General features: G+C 29.9%; 22 protein-coding genes and 1 pseudogene. 9 read left to right on the top strand and 14 right to left on the bottom strand.

Annotated elements, in window-relative coordinates:
- Positions 1 to 7: 7 nt before the first annotated feature.
- The 5 genes from KQI18_RS01535 to KQI18_RS01515 all read right to left on the bottom strand — a co-directional run bounded on the left by KQI18_RS01535 (position 8) and on the right by KQI18_RS01515 (position 3,575).
- Complete coding sequence (locus KQI18_RS01535; protein WP_216465729.1) at positions 8 to 634, bottom strand: TrkA C-terminal domain-containing protein; 627 nt, start codon at positions 632 to 634, stop codon at positions 8 to 10.
- Positions 635 to 887: 253 nt separating this feature from the next.
- On the bottom strand, positions 888 to 1,049 hold the full coding sequence (locus KQI18_RS01530; protein ID WP_216465728.1) for a hypothetical protein: 162 nt from the start codon (positions 1,047 to 1,049) through the stop codon (positions 888 to 890).
- 42 nt (positions 1,050 to 1,091) lie between these two features.
- On the bottom strand, positions 1,092 to 1,568 hold the full coding sequence (locus KQI18_RS01525; protein ID WP_216465727.1) for a regulatory YrvL family protein: 477 nt from the start codon (positions 1,566 to 1,568) through the stop codon (positions 1,092 to 1,094).
- 26 nt (positions 1,569 to 1,594) lie between these two features.
- Positions 1,595 to 2,389, bottom strand: coding sequence for a M55 family metallopeptidase (locus KQI18_RS01520; RefSeq protein ID WP_216465726.1), 795 nt, complete (start codon positions 2,387 to 2,389; stop codon positions 1,595 to 1,597).
- A gap of 10 nt (positions 2,390 to 2,399) precedes the next feature.
- Positions 2,400 to 3,575: a M20 metallopeptidase family protein gene (locus tag KQI18_RS01515; RefSeq protein ID WP_216465725.1), complete on the bottom strand. Its 1,176-nt coding sequence runs from the start codon at positions 3,573 to 3,575 to the stop codon at positions 2,400 to 2,402.
- A gap of 165 nt (positions 3,576 to 3,740) precedes the next feature.
- Here KQI18_RS01515 and KQI18_RS01510 point away from each other — a divergent pair, with 165 nt between their 5' ends.
- From KQI18_RS01510 to KQI18_RS01500, 3 genes are all read left to right on the top strand, one after another.
- Positions 3,741 to 4,604, top strand: coding sequence for a S66 peptidase family protein (locus tag KQI18_RS01510; protein WP_216465724.1), 864 nt, complete (start codon positions 3,741 to 3,743; stop codon positions 4,602 to 4,604).
- Between the two features lie 111 nt (positions 4,605 to 4,715).
- On the top strand, positions 4,716 to 5,303 hold the full coding sequence (locus tag KQI18_RS01505; protein WP_216465723.1) for a DUF3867 domain-containing protein: 588 nt from the start codon (positions 4,716 to 4,718) through the stop codon (positions 5,301 to 5,303).
- A gap of 257 nt (positions 5,304 to 5,560) precedes the next feature.
- Positions 5,561 to 7,750, top strand: coding sequence for an amino acid adenylation domain-containing protein (locus tag KQI18_RS01500; protein ID WP_216465722.1), 2,190 nt, complete (start codon positions 5,561 to 5,563; stop codon positions 7,748 to 7,750).
- A 244-nt stretch (positions 7,751 to 7,994) separates the two neighbouring features.
- Here KQI18_RS01500 and KQI18_RS01495 read toward each other — a convergent pair whose 3' ends face one another.
- From KQI18_RS01495 to KQI18_RS01480, 4 genes are all read right to left on the bottom strand, one after another.
- Positions 7,995 to 9,926: an ABC-F family ATP-binding cassette domain-containing protein gene (locus tag KQI18_RS01495; protein ID WP_216465721.1), complete on the bottom strand. Its 1,932-nt coding sequence runs from the start codon at positions 9,924 to 9,926 to the stop codon at positions 7,995 to 7,997.
- A gap of 164 nt (positions 9,927 to 10,090) precedes the next feature.
- Positions 10,091 to 10,978 carry a M15 family metallopeptidase gene (locus KQI18_RS01490; protein WP_216465720.1) on the bottom strand — a complete coding sequence of 296 codons (888 nt, stop codon included), beginning with the start codon at positions 10,976 to 10,978 and terminating at the stop codon, positions 10,091 to 10,093.
- Positions 10,979 to 11,058: 80 nt separating this feature from the next.
- Positions 11,059 to 12,507, bottom strand: a complete 1,449-nt coding sequence (locus tag KQI18_RS01485) for a PLP-dependent aminotransferase family protein (RefSeq protein WP_216465719.1) — start codon at positions 12,505 to 12,507, stop codon at positions 11,059 to 11,061.
- Between the two features lie 83 nt (positions 12,508 to 12,590).
- On the bottom strand, positions 12,591 to 13,487 hold the full coding sequence (locus KQI18_RS01480) for a D-alanine--D-alanine ligase (RefSeq protein WP_216465718.1): 897 nt from the start codon (positions 13,485 to 13,487) through the stop codon (positions 12,591 to 12,593).
- 273 nt (positions 13,488 to 13,760) lie between these two features.
- Between KQI18_RS01480 and KQI18_RS01475 the strand changes: the two genes are divergently transcribed.
- Together KQI18_RS01475 and KQI18_RS01470 are read left to right on the top strand one after the other, a co-directional pair.
- Positions 13,761 to 15,020: a competence/damage-inducible protein A gene (locus tag KQI18_RS01475; protein WP_216465717.1), complete on the top strand. Its 1,260-nt coding sequence runs from the start codon at positions 13,761 to 13,763 to the stop codon at positions 15,018 to 15,020.
- 24 nt (positions 15,021 to 15,044) lie between these two features.
- On the top strand, positions 15,045 to 15,827 hold the full coding sequence (locus KQI18_RS01470; protein ID WP_216465716.1) for an HAD family hydrolase: 783 nt from the start codon (positions 15,045 to 15,047) through the stop codon (positions 15,825 to 15,827).
- A 101-nt stretch (positions 15,828 to 15,928) separates the two neighbouring features.
- On the opposite strand, the gene KQI18_RS01465 is transcribed toward KQI18_RS01470, so the two are convergent.
- A complete protein-coding gene (locus tag KQI18_RS01465; protein ID WP_216465715.1) occupies positions 15,929 to 16,513 on the bottom strand; it encodes a zinc dependent phospholipase C family protein in 585 nt (194 codons plus the stop codon).
- 228 nt (positions 16,514 to 16,741) lie between these two features.
- Entirely contained in the window at positions 16,742 to 17,689 is a 948-nt protein-coding gene (locus tag KQI18_RS01460; protein ID WP_216465714.1) for a TIGR01212 family radical SAM protein, read from the bottom strand.
- Between the two features lie 212 nt (positions 17,690 to 17,901).
- Between KQI18_RS01460 and KQI18_RS01455 the strand changes: the two genes are divergently transcribed.
- A complete protein-coding gene (locus KQI18_RS01455; protein WP_216465713.1) occupies positions 17,902 to 18,330 on the top strand; it encodes a DMT family transporter in 429 nt (142 codons plus the stop codon).
- Between the two features lie 76 nt (positions 18,331 to 18,406).
- Complete coding sequence (locus KQI18_RS01450) at positions 18,407 to 19,057, top strand: diphthine--ammonia ligase (protein WP_216465712.1); 651 nt, start codon at positions 18,407 to 18,409, stop codon at positions 19,055 to 19,057.
- A 103-nt stretch (positions 19,058 to 19,160) separates the two neighbouring features.
- Here KQI18_RS01450 and KQI18_RS01445 read toward each other — a convergent pair whose 3' ends face one another.
- Positions 19,161 to 20,507: an MATE family efflux transporter gene (locus KQI18_RS01445; RefSeq protein ID WP_216465711.1), complete on the bottom strand. Its 1,347-nt coding sequence runs from the start codon at positions 20,505 to 20,507 to the stop codon at positions 19,161 to 19,163.
- 176 nt (positions 20,508 to 20,683) lie between these two features.
- Between KQI18_RS01445 and KQI18_RS01440 the strand changes: the two genes are divergently transcribed.
- Positions 20,684 to 21,496, top strand: coding sequence for a MerR family transcriptional regulator (locus KQI18_RS01440; RefSeq protein ID WP_216465710.1), 813 nt, complete (start codon positions 20,684 to 20,686; stop codon positions 21,494 to 21,496).
- A gap of 58 nt (positions 21,497 to 21,554) precedes the next feature.
- Here the strand turns inward: KQI18_RS01440 and pdaA are convergent, their stop codons facing one another.
- The gene (gene pdaA / locus KQI18_RS01435; RefSeq protein WP_216465709.1) at positions 21,555 to 22,370 is read right to left on the bottom strand and encodes a delta-lactam-biosynthetic de-N-acetylase; all 816 of its coding nucleotides are present in this window, start codon (positions 22,368 to 22,370) and stop codon (positions 21,555 to 21,557) included.
- Between the two features lie 167 nt (positions 22,371 to 22,537).
- Here pdaA and KQI18_RS01430 point away from each other — a divergent pair, with 167 nt between their 5' ends.
- Positions 22,538 to 23,137 (top strand): viroplasmin family protein, encoded by a 600-nt coding sequence (locus KQI18_RS01430; RefSeq protein WP_216465708.1) that lies wholly within the window; start codon positions 22,538 to 22,540, stop codon positions 23,135 to 23,137.
- A 65-nt stretch (positions 23,138 to 23,202) separates the two neighbouring features.
- Here the strand turns inward: KQI18_RS01430 and KQI18_RS01425 are convergent.
- Positions 23,203 to 23,784 (bottom strand): annotated as a pseudogene (locus tag KQI18_RS01425) (glycosyl hydrolase family 18 protein); the annotation flags it as partial.
- Positions 23,785 to 23,847: the final 63 nt, after the last annotated feature.

Genomic DNA, 23,847 nt, shown 5'->3' with positions numbered 1-23,847 from the left:
CACATGACTATTTTTTGTCATATAAAAACATAGGAACCGAATTGTAAATGTGTTGATCTCCAACGGCGAGAATTATATCTCCCTCCAAGAACTCTATGTAAGGTCCTGGTGAGATTATAAGTTCTTCACCTCTCTTAATTGCTACTATAGTAGCTCCTGTATTCTGCCAGAAATTTGTGTTTGCTGCAGTATCGCCTATATATTTACAATCACTCCTAATTTCAAATTGAACAGGAACTAATGGGTTAATTATTTCGAGTCTGTTGGAATAATCTATGATCTTTCCAATAGTATCTATAATCCTAACATCCATCTCAGCTTTTGCATCAATTAGATCGCGAAGAGTAGACTTGTATGAAGAAATATTAGTTATGTCTTGATATTTTTTTATAAACGAGTAAGCCTTATCAGAAGATAAAACTATTACACCTTTTCCTTTAACGCTTTTGACAACGTCGATATCCTCTAATATTTTTACTGCCCTTCTGATAGTTTCAGGAGAGACGTTGTATTTTCCAGCGAGAATAGAACGACCATATAGTATAGTATCTTCTTTAATCTCACCAGTGTATATCTTATTTGCAATATCCAAAGCTATTTTTTGGTATATTGGCATGGTATAGTTGTTATCCATAACATCCTCCTTGTTTAGTAATTTAACACCTGAAAATTGCTTTATAAAAGTGCGCTTATTTCCATTGTATAATGTAATAATTTATCTGTCTAGGTTCTTAGCATTAATTTTATGAAAACCTAGATAAATTCTTTTGTTAATTAAAGATGGACTCAATATTTTTGTTATATCACAGAATATTTTAACGAAAAATGTCATATATAACTTCAATAAAAAAGACTGAGTTTTAAATCTCAAACTTTTTATATATAATTTACTTTTCCTTTTTATCAAATACTTCTTTAAAATAATCAGTGTAAGTTTTTTTAGATTTATTATTGGATGATTTCTTATTTTTATTGCTTTTTTTATTTCCTAATGTTTCTACTAATATATTTTTTTTAAACTTATCTGTTTTATTTTTTTCATTTTCCATAATTATACCTACCTTTACTTAAATTTATTAAATGTATTTATTTTATTGTAGGTTATTTTCATCGAAATTCTTTTTCTTCTTTTTCTTACCATTTTTATTAAAATATTGGCTACATTCTGATAGTAGATGTGATAGTAAAGCAAATAATACCTCTGTTCTAAGTGGAATAGTAATTGAAGTCATTATTTCATCTAGTATATTCATAGTTAAAAATGTAAGTGTAAAATCGAGGACGAAATCACTAAGTTTATATAACCAATATGGGAGTCTATTTGCATATCTAAATACATCTAAAAATGTAGTGCATGCAAAATCTATAGGGCCTGTAATACAGAAGTATATCAAAAAGAATATTATCACAGAATAAACTGATTCATATTCAAAACCTAGGAATGATAGAAATCCTATTCCAACAAATGTGAATACAACAAATGACAGTCCGAAGAAAATAGCTAATACTGCAATTAAGTAAATAAAGTCTGAAAAAGGAATTTTTCTTTTACTGTCTATTTTAAACACCCCTTTACAATAAGATTTGCATTTGACTATATAAATAATAGCATTCTAAGTACTTCAAAGTAGTCATCAGTTTCAAATAACACTGTATGTGCATCGAGTTTTTTCATGTTAGGATAAAATGATGCTTTAAAAGCTTTGTAGTGCTCTTTATATCTAATTTCAACTTTAAAGTGATTCGGTAGTTTAATCAAATGTCTTGATAAATCGCCTTGAAGAGCATCTTTAACTCCAGTATTAATTTTTTCTAATGCAAGATTAGGATGTATCGAGATAGATCCATTTCCATAACCCTTTAGTACTGGTACTGTAATTATATTAGGATTTAATTCTTTTGCTGCTTCACAAAGTTCTTCGTCACCACTTAAAAAGGCAACAGGTACTTTGTGATATGCGCAAGCGTAAGCGTTAAAAGTAAATTCTGATGCTATTTTATCGTTTATTTTGATGTAGCTAAAATCTAGATCCATCGTATGAGCTAACGGATTGCCATCTGTAAATGCAGCAGAATGATATCCAGTAAATAGACATGCATCAAAGCTACTATCAAGTCCAGATACCATTACTTGTGGATCTTTTGACCAACCTCTAAATATCTTTGCACATTCTGGAAGCATAGTAGGATCTATGTTTCTAGCGCTATCATGCGCATCTTTCACTAATACTTCATTTGCGCCAACCTCGCCTGCTGCAGTGCATGCCTCTGATACTTCTTTAGTCATTTGACTTCTAATTTGATTTGAAAGTTCATTTTCTAGTATTGTTTCAGACCAATCAACAATACCACATGTGCCTTCTATATCCGCACTCAAGTATATTTTCATAAAAAGCCCCCTATTCTTTTGTAAAGTTTAAGACGTTTATAACATGTATCATAACGCCGTACTTTAAGCAGTCTTCATCGATATTGAAAGTAGAAGAGTGTAGAGGAGAATCTATATTTTTAAGTTTATTTTTGCATCCTATATGATAAAATGCCCCCTCACATCTCTCTAAGTAATAAGAAAAGTCTTCTGCACCTAGACAGCCACTTTCCCTCATCATTATTCTATCATGTCCAATCAATTCTGTTGCGTTTTTTTTAACATAATTTATAACATTGTTGGAATTTTTTAGGACAGGATAGCCTTTTTCTATATTTATATAAGCATTTCCACCTAGGCTCTTTGATGAATACTTTGCAATTTCTACAATTCTTTTTTTAGATAGAGCCCTTACTTCCTCATTTAACGTTCTAAGTGTACCTCTTATATTTACTTTGTCACATACTATATTCTCTTTTATCCCTCCATTTATTATACCCAAAGAAAGTGCGATAGAATCTAAAGGATCAACATTTCTGCTGGATATAGTCTGTAAAGAAGTTATTACATTTGCAGCGATAACTATAGCATCTGTTCCTAAATGAGGATATGCGGCATGGCAACCATCACCAGTTACGGTAATGTCTACTGTATCGGTAGAGGCATTGAGAGTATTGTATTTTAATTCAAGCGTTCCTATTTCAAGTCTTGGATCTACATGAAGGCCAAAAATACAGTCTGCATGCGGATTATCCATACATCCATCTTTTATCATAAGTTTAGCCCCACCGATAGTTTCCTCAGCTGGTTGAAAAAAGAATTTTACATTTACGTCTAATTCTTCTCTTAAATTGTAAAGAATTTTACAAGTTCCCAGTAGTATAGATGTGTGAGCATCGTGACCACAGGCATGCATTTTTCCATAATTCACAGAGCTGTAAGGAAGGTTTAAATCTTCTGATATAGGAAGAGCATCTATATCAGCTCTTATAGCAACAGTTTTTTCTTTGTTTAAGTTAATGAAAGCGGTTATTCCGGTGTGCTCAGTGTACATATTGTAATCTATACCTATTTCGTCCAAGTATTTTATAATCTTTCTTTTAGTAACAAATTCTTCTAGACCTAGTTCTGGAGTCATGTGTATATCCCTTCTAACATCAATCAACCATTTCTCAATTTCTGTACACATATCATATAGATTTAACATAGCTTTTCCTTTCTAATAGTATATTATTTTATCTACCTATACTAAAATGTATATTAAACAAACATAAATTGTTAACCATATTATTTATTGTTTTATGTATTATAAAAATATCTTAAGTATCATATCTTGTAACTGGGAAGATACTTATAATTTTGAGGTGATATTATGATTGGAATATTGGCTCCATCAGGTCCTTTAAGGAATGGAGACTTAAATGATATAAAGAAAAGTATAGAAAGATTTGGATATAAGGTTAAATTTAGTAGAAGCTGTTATCTAAATCATAAAGGATATTTAGCAGGTGATGATTTTATCAGATGCAGGGATTTGGAGGAAATGTTTTTAGACGATGAAGTAGAAATAATCATGTGCCTCAGAGGAGGATATGGTGCTACTAGAATTCTTGATTTAATTGACTACGATATTATTAGAGCTAACCCTAAAATTTTTATTGGTTTTTCAGATATTACAGCATTACATTTAGCATTCTATAAAAAATGCGGTCTTAAGACTTTTCATGGAATAATGGGAGCGAGTTCACCTAGATGGGATAAATTTTCTTATAAATCTCTGGTAAATGCGTTAACCTTTAAAGGAGAGTTAAATTTAAAAAATCCTAAACAACAAAAAATACATACAGTTTATGGTGGGAGCGCTGAAGGGATTATAGTCGGAGGAAACTTAGCGCTTATCGTATCTACACTTGGAACAGAATATGAAATTGATACTAAGGGTAAAATACTTTTTATAGAGGATATTGGAGAGCCGCTTTACAAATTGGACCGAATGATGACTCAACTAAAAATGTGTGCAAAACTAGAAGATTGTAGCGGTGTAATTTTCGGGGACTTTAAAGATTGTGCAGACGAGGAAGAAGTATACAATCTAATGAAAGAATTCTTAAAAGATACTAAAAAGCCATCAATTTTTAATTTCAAATCTGGACACTGCATGCCTATGATAACAATACCTTTGGGTGAAAAGTGTATTTTAGATGCAGTAGACAAGACAGTTAAAATATTAAGGTAGAAAAAGTATTTATGCCAATATATAACCGAAAAAGTCAATGTTTTTCTAATTATGACGAAAAAATATGTTATAATCTTTACAAAGTAGATTTTATGGCTAGGAGGAATTAATATGTCTGACGATAGAATTATTGATTTTAATGAATTGAAAAATAAAGTTAAAGATAGCGATGTAGATAAATTCGAACAATATATATATAACCTATATTTCTCAGTAATGGATGGAAATATTACTATGGCGGAGTTTTCGAATAAAATTATAGATTATATGAAAGACAATAATATATCAGAGAAGAAGTTTATGAATATCCAAAAACAGTTTATGGAAAGATATGGAATGGATACTAATGAAATTGAGACTCAGCTAAAAAACTTTGGGATTGATCCAACAAACATAGGGATCAAAGGAGATAGCAACAATTTCACAGAAGAAAATATAGAAGCTCTAAATAATAGTCTTGGTTTTTATGAGAGATATGGTAGTAAAATTGAGCCAAAGAGTTGTATATTTACTACAATTAAAAATGATACAAACGACATTGAAATTATTGTAGATCAAGAAAAAATCATGTTGTGTAGTGACAAAAAAATAAATCTTATGGATTCAGAATTAAATGAATTTTTATTGGCATATAAAAAGATGTTTGATAAAAAAATAAGGGTTGTGATGTGTGAAGCAACCAATAAATACGATTACTAAAATACTATAGAATTAGTTTATATAAGACGGTAGTTTGATTTTTTATCAGCTATCGTCTTATATAAATATACTGGAAGTTTTTAGATAAAATTATATTAAATACGAATAATTTCATTTCTAAAAAATAAAATATTATTTATAGGAACTTTTGTAGATAAAGCAATATATTTTATAATATAGAGGCTGGTAATGTACATAAATATTTAGCGATAAAATACATAAAATGATAAATTTAGTTTGAAAGGAGGGGACAAAGAGTGTATGAGTTTAATTTAAACCTTGCAACGAAGTACTGGAATGATTTGCTAGATGGATATACTAATGTAGCAAAAATACCACATGATTATTTCAATAAAGAATACGTTGAAAAGATATCATATAAATCAATTATTCTTGACGATAGTGTTTATCTAAAGCTTATAGATTATTCAACAAAAAATGGAATATCAATTGAAATAATAATCGAGACTATATATGGTCTTATACTCCAGAAATATACTTATGAAGAAGATGTCGTCTTTGGCAAGACATTAGATTTTGTCCCTTTGAGAATATACAATAAAACTAGTTGCAGTTTTAAAAAATTATTACAGAGGGTTCAACATCAATGGATTAGATCACTAGAGTACGCAAACAATCCGTTTGTTTATATAGAAAATGAAAGTATTCTAAAAGATAAACTAATAAACACAGTATTTTTTTATAAAGAAATGGATTTAAAAGATTGTATAGAAAAATTTAATAAATTCTACGATTTATTTGTAGTACTCTCTGTCAAGGATACTATGAAGATTAAAATAGGATACAATGATACAGTATATAAATCGGATACAATAGACAGGGTACTTGGTGAGTTTGGAGATGTAATAGAGCAAATTCTGGAGGATGAAAATATAACAGTAGAGGATATTGAGTTCATATCAAAATCAGAAAAAGAAAGAGTTTTATACGACTTTAATAACACAAAAAGAGACATACCTTTTGATAGAGATTATATATCAATTTTTAGAGAGTGTGTAGCTAAACATCCGGATAATATAGCTGTAAGAGATGAGCATAACTGTATAAGTTATCGTGAATTAGATAAATTGACAGATAGACTAGGAGGATATCTAAATTATTTAGGAGTTCATTTAGAAGATATTGTAGCAGTGATGCTTCCTAGAAGTTTAAATATAGTTGTCGCTGCTATTTCAATAATGAAATCTGGAGCAACCTTCTTTCCGATAGATATAAACAACCCCAAGGAAAGACTAGAATATTTGCTCGAAGATAGCAATGCAAAGGTTGTTATAACTAATGACGAGCTTAAGTACAAGGTTAGATCAATAAATACAATCATTGTTGATATAGATAGTAAGGAATATTATGAAAAAGTTTACAAACTTACAGAAAAATTAAGTCCTAATAATGGTGCATACACTATATCTACATCTGGATCTACTGGTAGACCAAAAACAATGACCATTGAGCACAGAAGCTTAATAAATATGTGTTACTATAGTATCGAATCGATAGAAATATCCGAGGAAGACATATGTGGAGTATATTTGAGTTTTAGCTTTGATGCTGTAATGAAACAGATATTTCCTTACTTACTGGCGGGAGCGTCTGTAGACATAATGCCAGAAGAATCTAAATTCAACGAATACACAGTAAATGAATACTGTGAGGAAGAAGATATATCAGTATTGGCGCTTCCAACAGCTATTGCTAAGTTATTTATAAAAAAATGTAATAACTTCTCCTTAAGAGTACTTCAAACAGGAGGAGAGCGACTTAAGGGGTATAAAAATAGAAACTATAAACTTTACAATGAGTATGGTCCCGCGGAGTTTACAGTTATATCGACTTCATTTTTTGTAGATAGGGAGTATGACAGAATCCCAATTGGTAGGCCAATATACAATACTTATGCCTATGTCTTAGATAAAAACGATAAAGTATGTCCAATAGGAGTACCAGGAGAATTATGTCTATCTGGAATACAAATTTCTAGGGGATACTTGCGTGATGTAGAGTTAACAAAGAAAAGTTTTGTACCAAATCCATTTAAGAGAGATGAATATACAGAGAAGATGTATAGGACTGGAGATCTTGTAAGATGGCTTGAAAATGGAAATTTGGACTATATTGGAAGACTTGACAATCAGGTTAAAATAGGTGAGTTTAGAATTGATTTATATGAGATAGAGAATACAATCAACAGTATCAAAGAAATAAAAAGTTCAGTTTGCGTTTCTAGAGAGGACGAAGATGGAGAAAAATATTTAATTGCATACTATGTTGTAGATGATCATGACTATGATGAAGTAAATTCTAGAACTATAAGATATTTCTTGGAAAATCAGCTTCCTGCTTATATGATACCTAAGATAATAGTTAGAATTGATAAAATACCAGTAACGCCTATTGGTAAAGTGAATAAAAGAGCACTTCCTATGTAATATTGTTGGCAAATAAAATACGGCGAAATGTGTTCTAAGAAAATTGTTGGCACCACAAATTGGGAAAAAGTCTGTAATTGTGCCAACTAACCTCTTAGACCCCATAGCGCCGTATTTTATTTGCCTGCAATTTTATAGTGACATTAAATAGTGACATTAAAAAGATAATAATGAGTAAAATGTTTTAAAACAAAAAGGCACCTAGATGCCTTTTTGATTCGCTAGCTATTAGCGTTATTTAATATTATTTTCTCTCATTTATTTCTTCTACAAGGTTGTTTAGGTATTCCCATCTTTCGTATTTATGCTCCAATTCGCTTTCTAGTTCTGATTTTTCATCTAGTATCTCTTGAAGCTTTGTAAAATCTGTTGCAAACTTAGATGTACTGTTTTCAAGGGCTTCGATTTTATTTTCTAAGTTTTCTATATCTTGGTCTATATTTTCATATTCTCTTTGCTCGTTATATGAAAGCTTTACTTTTTTCTTTTCCTTTGGTTTTTCAGTCTTTTGTTTCTCTGTATTTTTCTCAGAAGAAGATTTTAATTTATTTTCTTCTTCAAATTTAATATTTTGTATTTCCCTGTAAATAGTATAGTCAGTATAGTTACCAGTATAGATATAGATTTTTCCATTTCCTTCGTATGCAAATATTTTTTTACATACTCTATTTAAGAAGTATCTATCATGAGACACAGTTATTATGACACCATCAAAACCATCTAAATAGTCCTCTAGAATGTTTAGAGTAGCAATGTCTAGGTCATTGGTTGGCTCATCTAATAAAAGAACATTAGGAGCACTCATTAATACTCTAAGCAGATGTAGTCTTCTTCTTTCTCCTCCAGATAACCTATTTATCTCAGTGTACTGCATAGTAGAATTAAATAAAAATTTTTCACACATTTGCGAAGCAGTAATTTTTGTACCATCAGCAGTTTCTATGTAATCACTTGCTTCTTTTACATAGTCAATTGCTCTTTGATCTGAGTCCATATGGCTGTCGTCTTGTGAAAAGTAACCGATTTTTACCGTTTCTCCAATATCTATAGTTCCAAAGTCTGGTTCAATAGTTTTATTAATTAAATTTATAAGAGTAGATTTTCCTAAACCGTTTTTACCTATTACACCTATTCTGTCATTACGGGCAACAGCATACTCAAAGTTATCGATAACCTTTTTGTCACCAAATGATTTAGTAACGTTTTTAATTTCAATTATTTTTTTACCAAGTCTACTCGAAGATACTGAAATATCTATTTTTTCATCATGATTGATAGGGTTGTTATTTACCAATTCGTCAAATCTCTGGAGTCTAGCTTTTTGCTTAGTACTACGAGCTAATGCACCACGTTTCACCCATTTTAACTCAGTCCTTATAAGGTTTTGTCTTTTGTCTTCCATGCTAGCTTCCATAGCTAGTCGCTCTGATTTGCGCTCTAGAAAAGTAGAGTAGTTACCATCATAGCTGAATAGTATTCCTTTATCTAATTCTATAATTCTATTTGTAACAGCATCTAAGAAATATCTATCGTGTGTGATCATTAATAAAGAACCTTTTCTAGAGTTAAGATACTCTTCTAGCCAATCGATAGTGTCGTTGTCTAGATGGTTTGTAGGTTCATCTAAAACTAATAAATCACAAGGAGTAATCAATGCAGATGCTAAAAAGACTCTCTTTTTCTGACCACCAGATAGAGCACCGATTTTTTGAGAAAAGTCATTTATTCCTAATTTAGTAAGTATTGATTTTGCTTCACTCTCTAAATCCCAAAGATTTAATGAATCAATATTTTCTTGGACATATAATATTTTTTTATTTAATTCATCTTGTTTTTCAATTGTTATTTTATTTGATTTTTCTAGTAAATCATTGTATTCACCAATTAGTTGGAGCTCCTTAGAAGAACTATTAAATACTTGTTCTAGCACATTAGAGTTTTCATCATAGTCTGGATTTTGTGGCAAATATTTTATTCTTAATCCATTTGTTTTAATTATTGTCCCAGAATCACTGACCTCGTCACCTACTATTATTTTGAGTAGGGTAGATTTACCTGTTCCATTAACTCCAATTAAACCGATTTTCTCACCTGAATTAATTCCAAGTGAGATGTTTTTAAGCAGTGGTTTTTCTGAGTAATTTTTGCTTATATTTTCTAAAGTCATTAAATTCATAAATTTCACCTTTAAATTTTATTTTATGGTATCTACGTTAACTTATTTACTGATAGAGAATACATATTTAATGTGATTTTTCAAATAGATTCACGTTAAATATTATTATTGAATCTTAAAATGGTGTAGTAAAAAAGCTTTTATCAATTCTAAAAATACAAACATTATAATAATTTTTCAAAATGTTGGTAGTCAGGATTTTTCCAGTGGCCACCCCAAGACCAACCTATATCTGTGAAAGCTTTATAACAAAGGTCGTATTTTCTAATCATACCTTTTTTTATATCATCCCTATTTGCGTACATTTCAGATCCTTTTGGCATTACTGCAGCCGCTGTTACATGAGGATTTTGTTTCGGGTTTATATCTATCGCAAGACCTTTTGCATGATTCGAAAGAGTATCTGATCCCGCTATTACTCTGTAACAAAAAGCTGAGGTATTATTATCTTGCATTGATGCTTCATCATCTCCGTCGTAATCATCTATAAGCTTCATTTTTTCTATAGGATATTTTTTTTCATAAAGTTCTTTAAATATATCTACAACTTCTGGAGCAATTTTTTTATTTACTACCATTTCTCCATTGTGAATTTTATTGTCAAATCCATAGAAAGTAAGTTTTAAATAAGACAGATCGCTAAACTTTATTAAGCTGTCTTCCATAGGCATAGATTTCCCTCTCATCCTAAGCCTTACTTCGTATGGTATTTCAGAATGAGTAAATATAACGTCAACTTTTTCTTCTTGCTTAGGCTCTTCATCTTTTTTAGCTTCTTCAGGTTTAGCTTCAGAACCAGTATTCTCACCGTTATTATTCTCCTCGTTTTTATCTTCAGCAGTCTGATCTTGTTTAGGTTTTTCTTTTGTATTTTTTATATTGTCGCTTAGAATTGCAATTTCCTTCGATTTGTTACTTTCTTTTGGTTTTATTTTTGAATATATTTTAAATCCTGCAAATACTAAACCAGATAATATTGCGAATAACACTAATAGTGTAAATATTAATTTTAGTTTATTAATTTTTTTTCGTTTTTTATTATTTTTAGCCATTTTTAACTCCCTTGATTATTACTTTTAAACTATTTATATTATAACTCAAAAAAACGAACTAGGCTAACAGTTTTACTAGCTTAGTTCATTTCTCTAATTGTTTCTCCTATAATCTTTATTCCTTTTTCAATTTCTTCATGTGTTAATCTTGAAAAGCCGAGTCTAAGAGTATTATTTCCATTTCCATCTACAAAGAAAAGATCTCCTGGCATAAATATAACTTTTTTTTCATAACATTTTTTTAATAGTTTTCTGGAATTTATGTTTTTAAGTTTTATAAATAGGTGAAGACCGCCGTCTCCAAGGATGTATTCATGAGGAATATTTTCTTTAGCGCATTCGTAAGCTAAATTAAATTTATCTCCATAAACTTTTCTTATTTTTTTTATATATTTTTCGAAAGTGTCATTATTTAGATAGTCAAATAATATTGCTTGATCTAAAAACGATGTATGGATACTCCTGCATCTTTTAACGCTTTCCAGTTTATCTATCACATTTTTATCTGCAAATATCCATCCTATTCTAAGACCGGGGAAGAGTATCTTTGAAAAACTTCCAATATATATCACAGCATTGTTTTTATTATCTAGCGAACATATTGGGAATATATGTGAGCTATTGTAGAGAAGTTCCTCATTAAAACCATCTTCAACAATAGCAATATTATGCTTTCTCATAATCTTATAATAAGTATACCTATCTTCAGGCATCATAACCGTTCCGGTTGGGTTGTGGTATGATGGCGTTATGTATGAAAATTTTATGCCATCTCTGTCTTCTGATATTTTTGTTTCTAGCATATCAAAATTTAGACCGTTATCGTCTATGTCTACTCCTAACATGTTTAACTTATGAGTTTTCATAAGTTTAATAGAGGTATTATGAGTAGGGTTTTCACAAATAATAGTATCGCCAGGTTTAGTAAATGAAGATAGAATCATATCAAAGCCTTCAGTAAATCCATTAGTTATAAGGATATCTTTATTTGTTGTATCAACGCCTTTTTCTTTCATGTAGTCAAGCAAGTAGTCTATAAGAGGTTTGTATCCTTTAGCATAACCATAGTTCAAAAGCTTATGGCTTTCAAGTGAAATTCTATTTAAAAAGGATTTTTTTAATTCTTCTATATCAAAAAGCTCACCGTCAGGTGAAATACTTTTAAATGATATAACATCTGAACTCCACGGAATTTCACTTTTTACAATATCAAGATTATTAGCAGATTTTGAATATTCATTTTCTAAACAATTCCAATCTATTGACCATGGAGTAGAAGATATAAAATTTTCAGAGTTAACAAAAGTTCCTTTTCCAGATACTGAATAAATTAACCCCTCTGCTTTTAATTCATCATATGTAGCTATAATAGAATTTCTACTGACATTCAAGAACAAGCTTAGCTCCCTTGTCGAAGGGAGCTTGCTGTTGTTGGGAATAAGACCTTTTGATATCATGTCTTTTATATATGTTTTAATCTGTATATAAACAGGTTCATCTTCATTTAATTTAAGATTTGAAAATAACAAATGATCACCTCTAATTAATTTACTTTAGAATTAATATTACTATTAATACAGATAATTTTCAAATCTTTTAATTTATAAGATTATTACATAGAGTACTCTATAATCTTATCTAAAAGTTCTGAATAGCTCATACCTCTCGCAGCAGCACTTCTTGGTATTAAACTTGTTTTAGTCATTCCTGGAAGTGTATTAAGCTCTAAAACATATATATCGCCTCCATCAATAATAACATCTATTCTTACATATGCTTTACAATTAAATATTTTCCAGCATTCTTTTGAGATTGTATTTAATTTTTGTTGTAGATCGTCTTTTAAGTATACAACTTCTTCAGTAGCTCCATTTTCTAGAGAGTATTTTGATTCGTAGTCGAAAAATTCAGAGTCTGATTTTATTGATATAGTAGGGAATACCTCTCCACTTAATACGAATGAAGTAAATTCTCCTCCAGGGATGTATTTTTCGATCATTACAAATTCATCTACTTTAAGACCTTCTCTTACAGCATTTTCAACATCATCCTTGTGTTTAATAAAAAACGTAGCAACGCTTGATCCACCAGAATTTGGTTTTATAAACACTGGATATCCCATATTATCTATTATATCATAATCTATTTCTTCAATTGATTTTACTACTGTCCAAGGAGCAGTTGGTAAATTTGAATCTCTAAGCATTTTTTTAGTCACGTTTTTGTCCATACACATACCGCTACAAAGTGATCCACATCCTGAATATGGTATATCCATAGTTTCTAAAATATGTTGGACGCATCCATCTTCACCAAATTTCCCATGAAGTGCTAAAAGTGCAAAATCTATATCATCCGTTATTTTTGTAAAAACATCTTTCTTATCGTCTATGATTATTTTTACAACATCGTATTTATCTCTATTTAAATTATTATAAACTTCATTTCCTGAATTTAGAGAAACTTCTCTCTCAGAAGAAATTCCACCCATTATCACTGCTATTTTCATAATATACCTCCATTTATTTTTAAATTAATGTCTTTTTTAATCTTCTTAATAGAGTATATGGTTTTATTGATTTGTTTGAAAGTACCACTCAGCTGCAAGTTTTAGATAGCAGTGGTTTAATTTAAATATATTTAAGGTATATTAATTAGGAGAAAAAGCTAAAAATAGATTTATTGAGTATTCGCTCAATTGATATGTAAGTTTATTTTTGCTAGAATCTAAAGTATACAAATTACGCAGCATATATGTGTTGGGCAAAAAGGAGTGTTGAATGTGAAAGCAGAAATAATAAGTGTTGGAACAGAGCTTTTACTAGGGGATATAGTTAATACAAATTCTCAGTACATAGCGAAAGAGTTAGCATCGATTGGTATAGAAGTTTATCATCAAAGCACTGTAGGAGACAATGTAGACAGGCTATATGAATGTTTAAAAGAGAGTCTAGAAAGAAGCGATGTTGTCATCACCACTGGAGGCCTAGGGCCTACAACTGATGATTTGACAAAAGAAGTAGCTGCAAAATATTTTGGACAAGAGCTTAAACTTCACGAGCCTTCTTGGGAATATATAAAATCCCTTATAGAGAGTAGAGGTAAAAAAGTTGCCCCAAACAATAAAAAACAGGCGTATTTTCCAGAAAGTGCAATAGTTCTTAAAAACAATAATGGTACTGCACCAGGTGCGGTACTTAAACAAGATAGTAAGGCAATAATAGTACTACCTGGACCACCTAGAGAGATGGTCGCTATGTTTAATGAAAGTGTTATGCCTTATTTAAAACAATTTACTGAGGATAAACTGATCTCAAAAACTCTAAGACTTTATGGAATTGGCGAGTCAGATTTAGAGTTAGAGATATTAGATATAATAAATGAACAATCTAATCCTACAGTTGCATTATACGCAAAAGAAATGGAAGTAACTATAAGAATTACTGCTAAAGAAAAAGATGAAGAAGAAGCTGTAAGATTAATAAAACCAGTAGAAGATAAGATAAGAGAAAGAGTAGGACAATTCGTATACACTAATGATGATATATATACAGGGGAAAGTAAAAATGTACTTGAAGGGGTTGCTGCAAAGCTTTTAGTAGAGAAGGATTTAAAAATAGCTGTTGCAGAGTCTTGTACAGGAGGTATGGTATCATCCGTACTAATTGATTATCCGGGAATTTCATCTGTATTTGTTGAAGGGTGTGTAACTTATTCAAATGAAGCAAAAATGAAGAGATTAGGTGTAAAAGAGGAAACTCTAGACAAATTTGGAGCTGTAAGTGAAGAAACAGCAATAGAGATGGCAGAAGGAGTAGCTAAGGGGCTTAATGCTGATATAGGGATTTCAACAACAGGAATAGCCGGGCCTGGTGGAGGATCAGAAGAAAAGCCAGTTGGTCTAGTATATACAGCAATTACCATTAAGGGCAAGACTAAAGTATATAAGGATATATACAGCGGCGATAGACAAAAAATCAGAACTAGAGTAACAAGAGATATACTAAACAATTTGAGAATAGAGCTTTTAAAATTAGGTTAAATAATATATTTAGGGGGGCAGGTTATGATAAAACAAATTTTTTGTGACTTAGATGGCACTCTATACAACGATGAAAAGATAAGTCAAGAGGATATAAAAGCTATCAAAGAAATAGAAGAGAAGGGAATTATTTTTAACGTAGCTACAGGCAGAATGTTTAGTCAGGCTAGAAAGATTGTTAAAGATAACGTAGATATAGAAGGATATTTTATTTGTGAAAATGGATCTTTTATATACAATAGTGAAGAAGAATTGATATTTAAGGGAACAATAGATGACAAATTAGTAAAAAAGGTTATAAAAAGGTTCGAATCAAAAGATGCTGATATGTATTTTAAGTACAAAGGAAAAGCAGTGGTACTAGATGAAGATTCAGATTTTAAGTATTTTTCAACTAATTTTACTGTAGATCCAGATTTTATAAACAGAGATAGCTACGATAATATGGTTGGCAATATCGGGATTGCATCAAAAAATTCTGAAGAGCTTGTAAGGATAGAACTTTATCTAACTAGTGAGTTTGGCGAATTGCTAGATATATATTTATCTAGTGATATAACGCTTAATTTAGTACCCAAGAAAGTTTCTAAGAGAGCAGCAATAGAGTATGTATGTAAACAGACAAATGTTGACTTAGACGAAATTGTAACTATAGGAGATTCACCAAATGATATTTGTATGTTAGATGGATTCAAGAATAGCTTTGCTATGTCATCTGCAAGGCAAGACGTAATAAAACATGCAAGATACACTGCTTCTAGTGTAGCTGAGGCTATTGATATTATAAGAAAAGAGTATTCAATATAGTTTGTAGATTAGATTAATAAATAATGGTTGGTGTTTTCAAAAAAAGAGATTTAAATCGATTATTTAATTCGAATTTAAATCTCTTTTCCTTTTTATTTAATTTAACCGCAATTTTCAATCCCATAAGATGCTACAGTATTAGATAGTATATTATCTAATATGTAATTTACTACACTTTTACATACATAAGCAGAAAATCTCAAATCGTTGTAATAGTTTTTATTAGATTCATATTCTTTATAGAGCTCATTGAAAAATGATTCAAAATTGTTTTTTACAGTCATAGGTTTAAACTTAGAAAAGTCTATCTCTTTGGCAAAAGAAGCCAATTCTTTTTCGTAAACTACATGTCTATTCATACTGTGTTTAAATTCCCAACGTTCATTGTGTGCTATACAGAAAAAGTCGCACAGAAAGTGACATATAACCCCTAGCTCTTGGCTAAGTCTGCTTATTGAGAAATATTTTGTCATATAGTCCAGTGTAAGTGAACTAAGGTTTTTTATTTTTTCAATTACCATATCTAGAGATTCTTCCATGTAATGCTTTTTTAATTTATATTTAGAAAAAGCATCTGGTTTTATATTTCCGTAAATAAAATTTTTATCACTTAAAAAAAAGCTCTTATTATCGTCCATATTTTCTAGTATTGATCTTGCTATAGTAAAATGGGTATTCATTAACATAGTTACACCCCTTGATTTCGTTAGATTTTTTATGCATACAGTATATAGTATGGCTATAATTATAAAAGTTTAACCATAAAACTCTCAACTCTTTCAATAATACCAGTTAATAATTGTTTTTACAATATGAAAATAGTGTAAATACACGTTAAATTATTGATAATTAGCCATTTAGTCATTAGTAATCTTAATCAATATATTTTATTACTGTTGCCAGAATACCATAAATTAATTTTGCATATTTTCTAATTTGATTCCTTGGTAAGAGTCTCTACTCTTTAGTGTATCGTCTATATCATTTAGAACTTCCCATTTTTTTAGACTCCAAAGCGGTCCGACAAGTTCGTCTCTTTTTCCGTCTCCAGTCAACCTATGTATAATCATCTCTTTGGGCAAAATTTCCAGTTGATCACACACAAGATTTATATATTCGTCCTTCTCCATAAGTTTTAGCAATCCATTTTCCAGCATTTTTTCCATAGGGGTATCCTTTATTACATGTAAAAGGTGGATCTTAACTCCATCAACACCCATTTTACCAACTGCTCTTGCGGTCTCCATCATCATATTATAGTCTTCACCCGGCAGACCATTTATAATGTGGACAACAACTTTAATGTTCTTTGCCTTTAACTTATTTACTCCTTCAAGAAAAGTTTTGTAGTCATGACCTCTATTTATTATTTTTGATGTACTATCATGTATAGTCTGTAAACCTAGCTCAACCCAAAGGTTAGTTCTTTTATTCAACTCTCCAAGATACTCGACTACATCGTCTGGTAAACAATCTGGTCTAGTGGATATAGAGAGACCAATGACATCTTCGAGTGCAAGGATAGTTTCGTATTTTTCCTTTAAAACGTTTAGTTCTGCATAAGTGTTTGTAAATGCTTGAAAATAGCCAATATATTTAGCATTATGCCATTTTTTATGCATCATTTCTTTTATTTTGTAAAATTGATCTATAAGGTCGTCATTAGGATTTCCAGCAAAATCTCCAGATCCTTCTTTGCTACAATATGTACAACCTCCGTGACTTATAGTTCCATCTATATTTGGACATGTAAAACCTGCATTTATAGATACCTTAAAGACTTTTTCACCAAAAGTTTTTTTAAGGTAATAATTCCATGTGTGGTATCTTTTATTATCGAATGCGTATTCAAATTTTTTCAAATTATTCACCTTTTTCAGTATAAGTTATATTAAAAATCTAACACAGATATGTTATCACAAATCGCCATAGCGTACAAATAGCATATTAAAAATAAATTGACATATTTACCTTTAACAATAAATGAAATTTTCTAAATACTAGATTTGTAATTATATATATTTTAAATCATAGAATTAATATTATACATAAACAAACTATAGGAGGTAATTTCGTGTACAAATTTGCTTCTGTGATATTTGCTTTACTAGCAGGAGGTTCGACTGCGCTAGAAGCTTTTATAAATGGTGAACTTGGAAAAAACACTACTGCACTTGTAGCGACATTTTTTAGTTTACTTGTTGGAGCTGTATTTTTTCTAATAAGTATAGTTTTAGCTGGAGATGCAAAAGAATTAATGTTCATTAAAGATGTAAATCCTAAATTTTTTCTTGGAGGAATATTTGGCGGACTAATAATTTACTTTACAATTATGGCCATCCCAGCACTTGGAGTATCTAATACACTTGTGATTATATTGGTTTCTCAAATTTTACTTGGTTTCTTTATTGATTCTGCATTAGTAGGAAATGTAACTATGCATCTTTATAAATACATAGGAATAGTACTGATGGGTATTGGAGCATTCTTTATACTAAATTAAAATGCTGATATTTTTTAGGACAGGATAGTGCAGGATTTGGTATACTTATTTTATAAAAGTTTTAGGAGGAATTAAATTGGATAAAAATAAGTTTGTTTTATCTTTTAGTGGAGGTAAAGATAGTATACTAGCACTTTATAGAATGATTAGGGAAGGAAATAAACCTGTTGCACTTCTTACTACAGTAAACAAAAATAATGGAAATTCATGGACACATAGTTTGCAAGATAGTATATTACATAGAATAAGTAAAAGTTTAGATATAAAAATCCTATATTCTGAGTGTGGGGTGGAGGATTACGAAATTAATTTTGAGAAATCGTTAAATAGGGCAAAAAACCTGGGAGCGACTATGTGTGTATTCGGTGATATTGATATATCTGAACATAGAAAATGGGATGAAGATAGATGTAAGGCTGTCGGCTTAAATCCAGTTTTTCCGCTTTGGAATGAAGAAAGAGAGTCTATTGTAAATGATTTTATCGATTCGGGATTTACTGCAATTATTAAAAAAGTTAATTTAGAGTACTTGGATGAAAGTTTTTTAGGTAAAGAATTAACAAAGGATATTTTAGCAAAAATAAAAAACACTGGATGCGATTGTTGTGGTGAAAATGGTGAATATCATACAGTAGTAGTGGATGGGCCTATTTTTAAAACAAGAATAGAACTGAGCATTGGAGAAATCTCTCTTGAAAATGGATATGGGAATTTAACCATAGAGTAAAAAATTAATTAAAAATATAAAATAAGATATATCACAATAAAAAAGACTTAGGATATAGCATAATATATGCTAATATTCAAAGTCTTTTTTATTATAATATAAGTTAGTTTTTAGGTTCTGTTATCAATTTATAATTTCTCTTTAAAAGTATTAAAGATATTAGCATACATATTAGCTCTGAAACGATGGTAGTATACCAGATCCCCTCTCCACCAAATAGAAATATCATTGTGAATAGGGATATTGTAACTATTACAAAGCCTCTACCAAGTGATATAATTGTTGAAACTATTGGATTCTCTACTGAAACAAAGAATGCAGATACAATTACATTTACACCTAAGAATAAAAATGATATTGAATATATCTTAAACACTCTTATCGCCTCGATAAATAGAGTAGTTTCACTTCTATGGATAAATAAAGAGACTATGGGATCACTGAAAACTATACAAACTATAAATACTACTATTGATGCTGTGATTATAGATTTTGATCCCATCTTAAACAGTGCTTGTACTTTTTTAAAGTCTTTAGCTCCAAAGTAGTAGCTAGAAAGTGGCTGCATACCTTGAGCAATACCTATCATAGTCATAAGTACAAGTATACTTATGTAGTTTATAACACTATAGTAGATTATACCAGTTTCACCTATATATTTTTGAATACTTAAGTTAAATAGAAGAATTACAATTCCTGCACTTAATTCAGTTAAGGCATCAGGGAAACCAATTGCAGTAATTTTACCTAAAGTTTTAAAATCCACTTTAAATTTTGAAAAGTTTAATGTTGAATTCTTTTTAAAAAAGTGTATTAAAAAGAATACTGTTGATAAAACTTGAGATAGTCCAGTTGCATAGGCAGCTCCTTTTACTCCCCATCCAAATTCAATAACAAAGAAATAATCCAAAATAATATTTGTAAGTGCTGAAATTACAACTCCTACGGTAGCTAGAATTGGGAATCCATCAGTTTTAACAATAACTTCTAACGAGTATGAAACTATAAAGAATCCATTGAAAAACATAATAATTCCAAGGTAATCTTTTACCATACCTATAGTAGAGTCTGTAGCTCCTAGAAACAAAGCAAGTCTATCTAAGTTAAAAAAGGCCAATAGAAAAATAATTACGGATAAAGCTATTATAGATACAATATTAAAAGTAAATATTTCATTTGCAGATTTTATATCTTTTTTTCCTAGAAGAACTGCTATAACAGTAGAAGCCCCTGTAGAAAAGAGTAGAGAAACTGCAAATATAAAGTTTATAAAAGGCATAGATATATTTACAGATGCCAACGCTAGCTCTCCAACTCCTTTACTAACGAAGATACCATCAACCATTGTATAGAGTGAAAACACCCACATAGCCACCACAGAAGGTCCTAGATACCTTATAAATTTTTTCTTTAGACTAATATTTTCATTAGATAAAATATTAGTATCCATATTATCGCTCCTTATGCAATTATTAAAGTAAAAATTTGATAATACATCTTTATCTATAATTGATAATAAACTATGGTATAATACCAAGGTCAATGGAATTTTAAATAAATTTTTAAATTTATTTTGTTAAATTATAACATAAACAACTTTTTAAAAAATATATAAAAGGAGGAAAGATGAAAGATTATTATAAAATCGGAGAAATTTCAAAAATATACAATATTGGTAGAGACTCACTCATGTATTATGAAGAAATAGGTATACTAAAGCCATTAAGAGATACTAATGGTTATAGAATGTACAGTTTATCAGATATATGGAAACTAAACATGATAAAAGAATTTAGAATTTTGGAATTTCCAATGAAGACAATAAAAGATTATATGGATGACAGGACTATTGAATCTACGAAACAAATTCTAAATGAAGAGCTAGGTATAATAGATAAAAAAATAGAAGAGTTAATAAGACACAAAAAAAATATAATAAAAAGATTATCTTCTATTGAATATGCGCTAAAGAATGTAGTAACAGATGAAGTAGTAGTTAAGCATATAAAATGTAGAAAAGCTTTTATACTAAATGCAAGTATAAAAAAAGATGAGGACTTTGATATATTGATACAACGCCTACAAAAAGAACATGAGGGAAAATTTGATATTATAGGAAACAATAAATTAGGAGCAGTATTTTCTGAGGAGTCTATAAAAAATAATATATACAATGAATTTAAATCTGTAATATGCTTCTTAGAAGATACTGAAAAAGTATACGATATAGTTTTTCAAGAAGGAGATTACGCTGCACTTAACTATACTGGGAACTATATCAACAATAAAGAATGTATAGAAAAAATATACAAATTTTTAGAAGAGAGTAACTATAAAATAATAGATAACGCAATAGAAATATATAAAATAGATATTCATGAAACAGGAGAGATAGAGGAGTTTATAACAGAAATACAAGTTCCCATTAAAAAAGGCTAAATAGTATATTAGTATAACTATTTAACCTTTTTGAATCAGAACAATCAAATTTAAATCATTAGTTTTTAGGCAATTCATCTAAAGTTTTAAGCTTATACCCTTCTTTTTTCCAGTGAGTTATAACTTCATCTAGTATTTCAGTGTTGGTTTTGGAATTGGGATGAAGCAATACAATTGCACCTGGATGAGTTCTCGAGTATATTTTTTCTTTTGCAAATTCATGTGTTGGTTGATTATCTTCATACCAGTCTACATAAGCAAAGCTCCAAAAAATAGATTTATATCCAAGATCTTTAGTATATTTTAGTGAACGCTCGCTAAATTTACCCATAGGAGGTCTAAAGTATTTTGGCATGTCTTTGCCCGTAACTTTTTTATATGCTTTTTCTACACTTTTAATCTCTTCTTTAAATTTTTCGAAATCTGTTATTCCAGCCATAGATGGATGGGTTTTTGAATGATTACAAACTAGATGTCCCTCTTTTTCCATTCTTTTAATTAAATCTGGATTTTTTGTAATATAACTTTCCACTACGAAAAATTGGGCTTTTGCATTATGTTTTTTTAATGTATCTAGAATATTTTCGGTATTTCCGCTTTCATATCCAGCATCAAAAGATAGATAGATGTCTTTTTTATTTTTATCACCTACATAATACGAATCGTATTTTCTAAAAAAATCAGCTTCTTTAATTGGAGTTGGCTGTTTACCGTCTTCTCTCGGGTTAAAATACCAGTTGTACTCAGTAGTACTTAGATCGGATATCTGAGTTTTAGTTTTACTTAAAAAACTTGAATCGAATAGAACTACTCCACAAATAATAAGTCCAAAAAGTCCAAGAAAAATATATTTCTTATTGTTTATATACTTCATAAAATCACCTCTTGTAAAAATTCTACGTATTTATTCTATTATAGTTTTGATTATTATAGCTAAAATTATTCATAGGATGCTTTAAAAATAATTTTACATTTGGATGAACTTAAACTATAATTTTTTTAGGAGATAAGTAACTATAATAAATTTTGGAGGTCGTATTCTTGTCAAATAAAAAGGTTTATGCTGTTAGAAGCGGCAGGAAAACAGGGATTTTTAGTTCTTGGGATGAGTGCAAAGAACAAGTTAGTGGTTATAAAGGTGCTGAATATAAAAGTTTTAAGACAATAGAAGAAGCTAAAGATTACATAAATGGGACTAATAATAAAAATTTTGAAATAGATGATAATACAGTAGAAGCTTACGTAGATGGAAGTTATGAACACTCTATTAAACTTTACGGATCAGGAGTAGTTATACTTAAAGGTGGAGAAGTAATAAAAACATTAAGCGTAAAAGGGAATGATAAAGATCTAGTTGATATGAGAAATGTGGCTGGAGAAATAGAGGCTTCTAAATTAGCTATGAATTATTGTTTAGAAAATGAGATAAAAAATCTAATTTTATACTTTGATTATGAGGGAATAGAAAAATGGTGTACTGGCGCTTGGAAGACAAATAAAGAAGGCACTATCAATTATAAAAGATACTATGACAGAATCAAAGATAGTTTAAATGTAAAATTTGTAAAAGTAAAAGCACATAGCGGTAATAAGTTTAATGATGAAGCTGATAGGCTCGCTAAACAATCGATAGATTTATAAGACAAATGCCTCATTATGATTATTTCATAATGAGGCTTATATTTTAGTTAATTTTAAACTTAAGTTTAAGTAAAAATACCGTAAACACCTTCAAGCTCTTCTCTTAATCTCTCAGGATCATTAATACCTTGGTACATTGTATTTGCAAGTATATTTGCTTGATCATAAGTAGAAGTCCAAGAGAATATTCCACCGAGACATCTTGAAAGAACATACTGAGTTTTTAAGAATATAGATAGTGAATCCTCAAATGACATAGCAAATTCTCCCTCTCGAGTTAAGTATGGAACTAGAGCTTCTTGATCAAATCTATATTGATATCCATTTTTATTTATATAATCCCTTCTAAGCTGATCATATGATCTAGTGATAGCTGATCCTAATCTACCGTAAAAAGGTATTCCTAATAGTATCTTTTCAGGAGGCATTCCGGCATTTATAAGATTATTTACCATTGCATCGACACTGTATCCGGCTAAAGACAAATCTGAAGGAAATAAGTTTGCATGATGTTTTTTTGCATTAGCGCCAGATTCACCAGCTGTAAAATCGTAACTCATAAGATTAAAGTAGTCAATTATAGGTGCTATTTTATCAATTTCTGCACTGTTGTTTACATATGCACTATCACCAGTTCCTGCAACGCTTAACCATTTATTATTACAATCATTGTTACATTAAAAATAAAAAAAAGCTGTAAAGGTTGATAT

The organism is Metaclostridioides mangenotii (assembly GCF_018917235.1).
Taxonomy (GTDB): Bacteria; Bacillota; Clostridia; order Peptostreptococcales; family Peptostreptococcaceae; genus Metaclostridioides.
This window is presented reverse-complemented; position numbering and strand designations above follow the sequence as displayed.

Coding starts and splice junctions, on each gene's coding strand:
- KQI18_RS01535 (WP_216465729.1), bottom strand. CDS start 634: ATGGATAACAACTATACCATGCCAATATACCAAAAAATAGCTTTGGAT.
- KQI18_RS01530 (WP_216465728.1), bottom strand. CDS start 1,049: ATGGAAAATGAAAAAAATAAAACAGATAAGTTTAAAAAAAATATATTA.
- KQI18_RS01520 (WP_216465726.1), bottom strand. CDS start 2,389: ATGAAAATATACTTGAGTGCGGATATAGAAGGCACATGTGGTATTGTT.
- KQI18_RS01515 (WP_216465725.1), bottom strand. CDS start 3,575: ATGTTAAATCTATATGATATGTGTACAGAAATTGAGAAATGGTTGATT.
- KQI18_RS01510 (WP_216465724.1), top strand. CDS start 3,741: ATGATTGGAATATTGGCTCCATCAGGTCCTTTAAGGAATGGAGACTTA.
- KQI18_RS01505 (WP_216465723.1), top strand. CDS start 4,716: ATGTCTGACGATAGAATTATTGATTTTAATGAATTGAAAAATAAAGTT.
- KQI18_RS01495 (WP_216465721.1), bottom strand. CDS start 9,926: ATGAATTTAATGACTTTAGAAAATATAAGCAAAAATTACTCAGAAAAA.
- KQI18_RS01490 (WP_216465720.1), bottom strand. CDS start 10,978: ATGGCTAAAAATAATAAAAAACGAAAAAAAATTAATAAACTAAAATTA.
- KQI18_RS01480 (WP_216465718.1), bottom strand. CDS start 13,487: ATGAAAATAGCAGTGATAATGGGTGGAATTTCTTCTGAGAGAGAAGTT.
- KQI18_RS01470 (WP_216465716.1), top strand. CDS start 15,045: ATGATAAAACAAATTTTTTGTGACTTAGATGGCACTCTATACAACGAT.
- KQI18_RS01465 (WP_216465715.1), bottom strand. CDS start 16,513: ATGTTAATGAATACCCATTTTACTATAGCAAGATCAATACTAGAAAAT.
- KQI18_RS01445 (WP_216465711.1), bottom strand. CDS start 20,507: ATGGATACTAATATTTTATCTAATGAAAATATTAGTCTAAAGAAAAAA.
- KQI18_RS01440 (WP_216465710.1), top strand. CDS start 20,684: ATGAAAGATTATTATAAAATCGGAGAAATTTCAAAAATATACAATATT.
- pdaA (WP_216465709.1), bottom strand. CDS start 22,370: ATGAAGTATATAAACAATAAGAAATATATTTTTCTTGGACTTTTTGGA.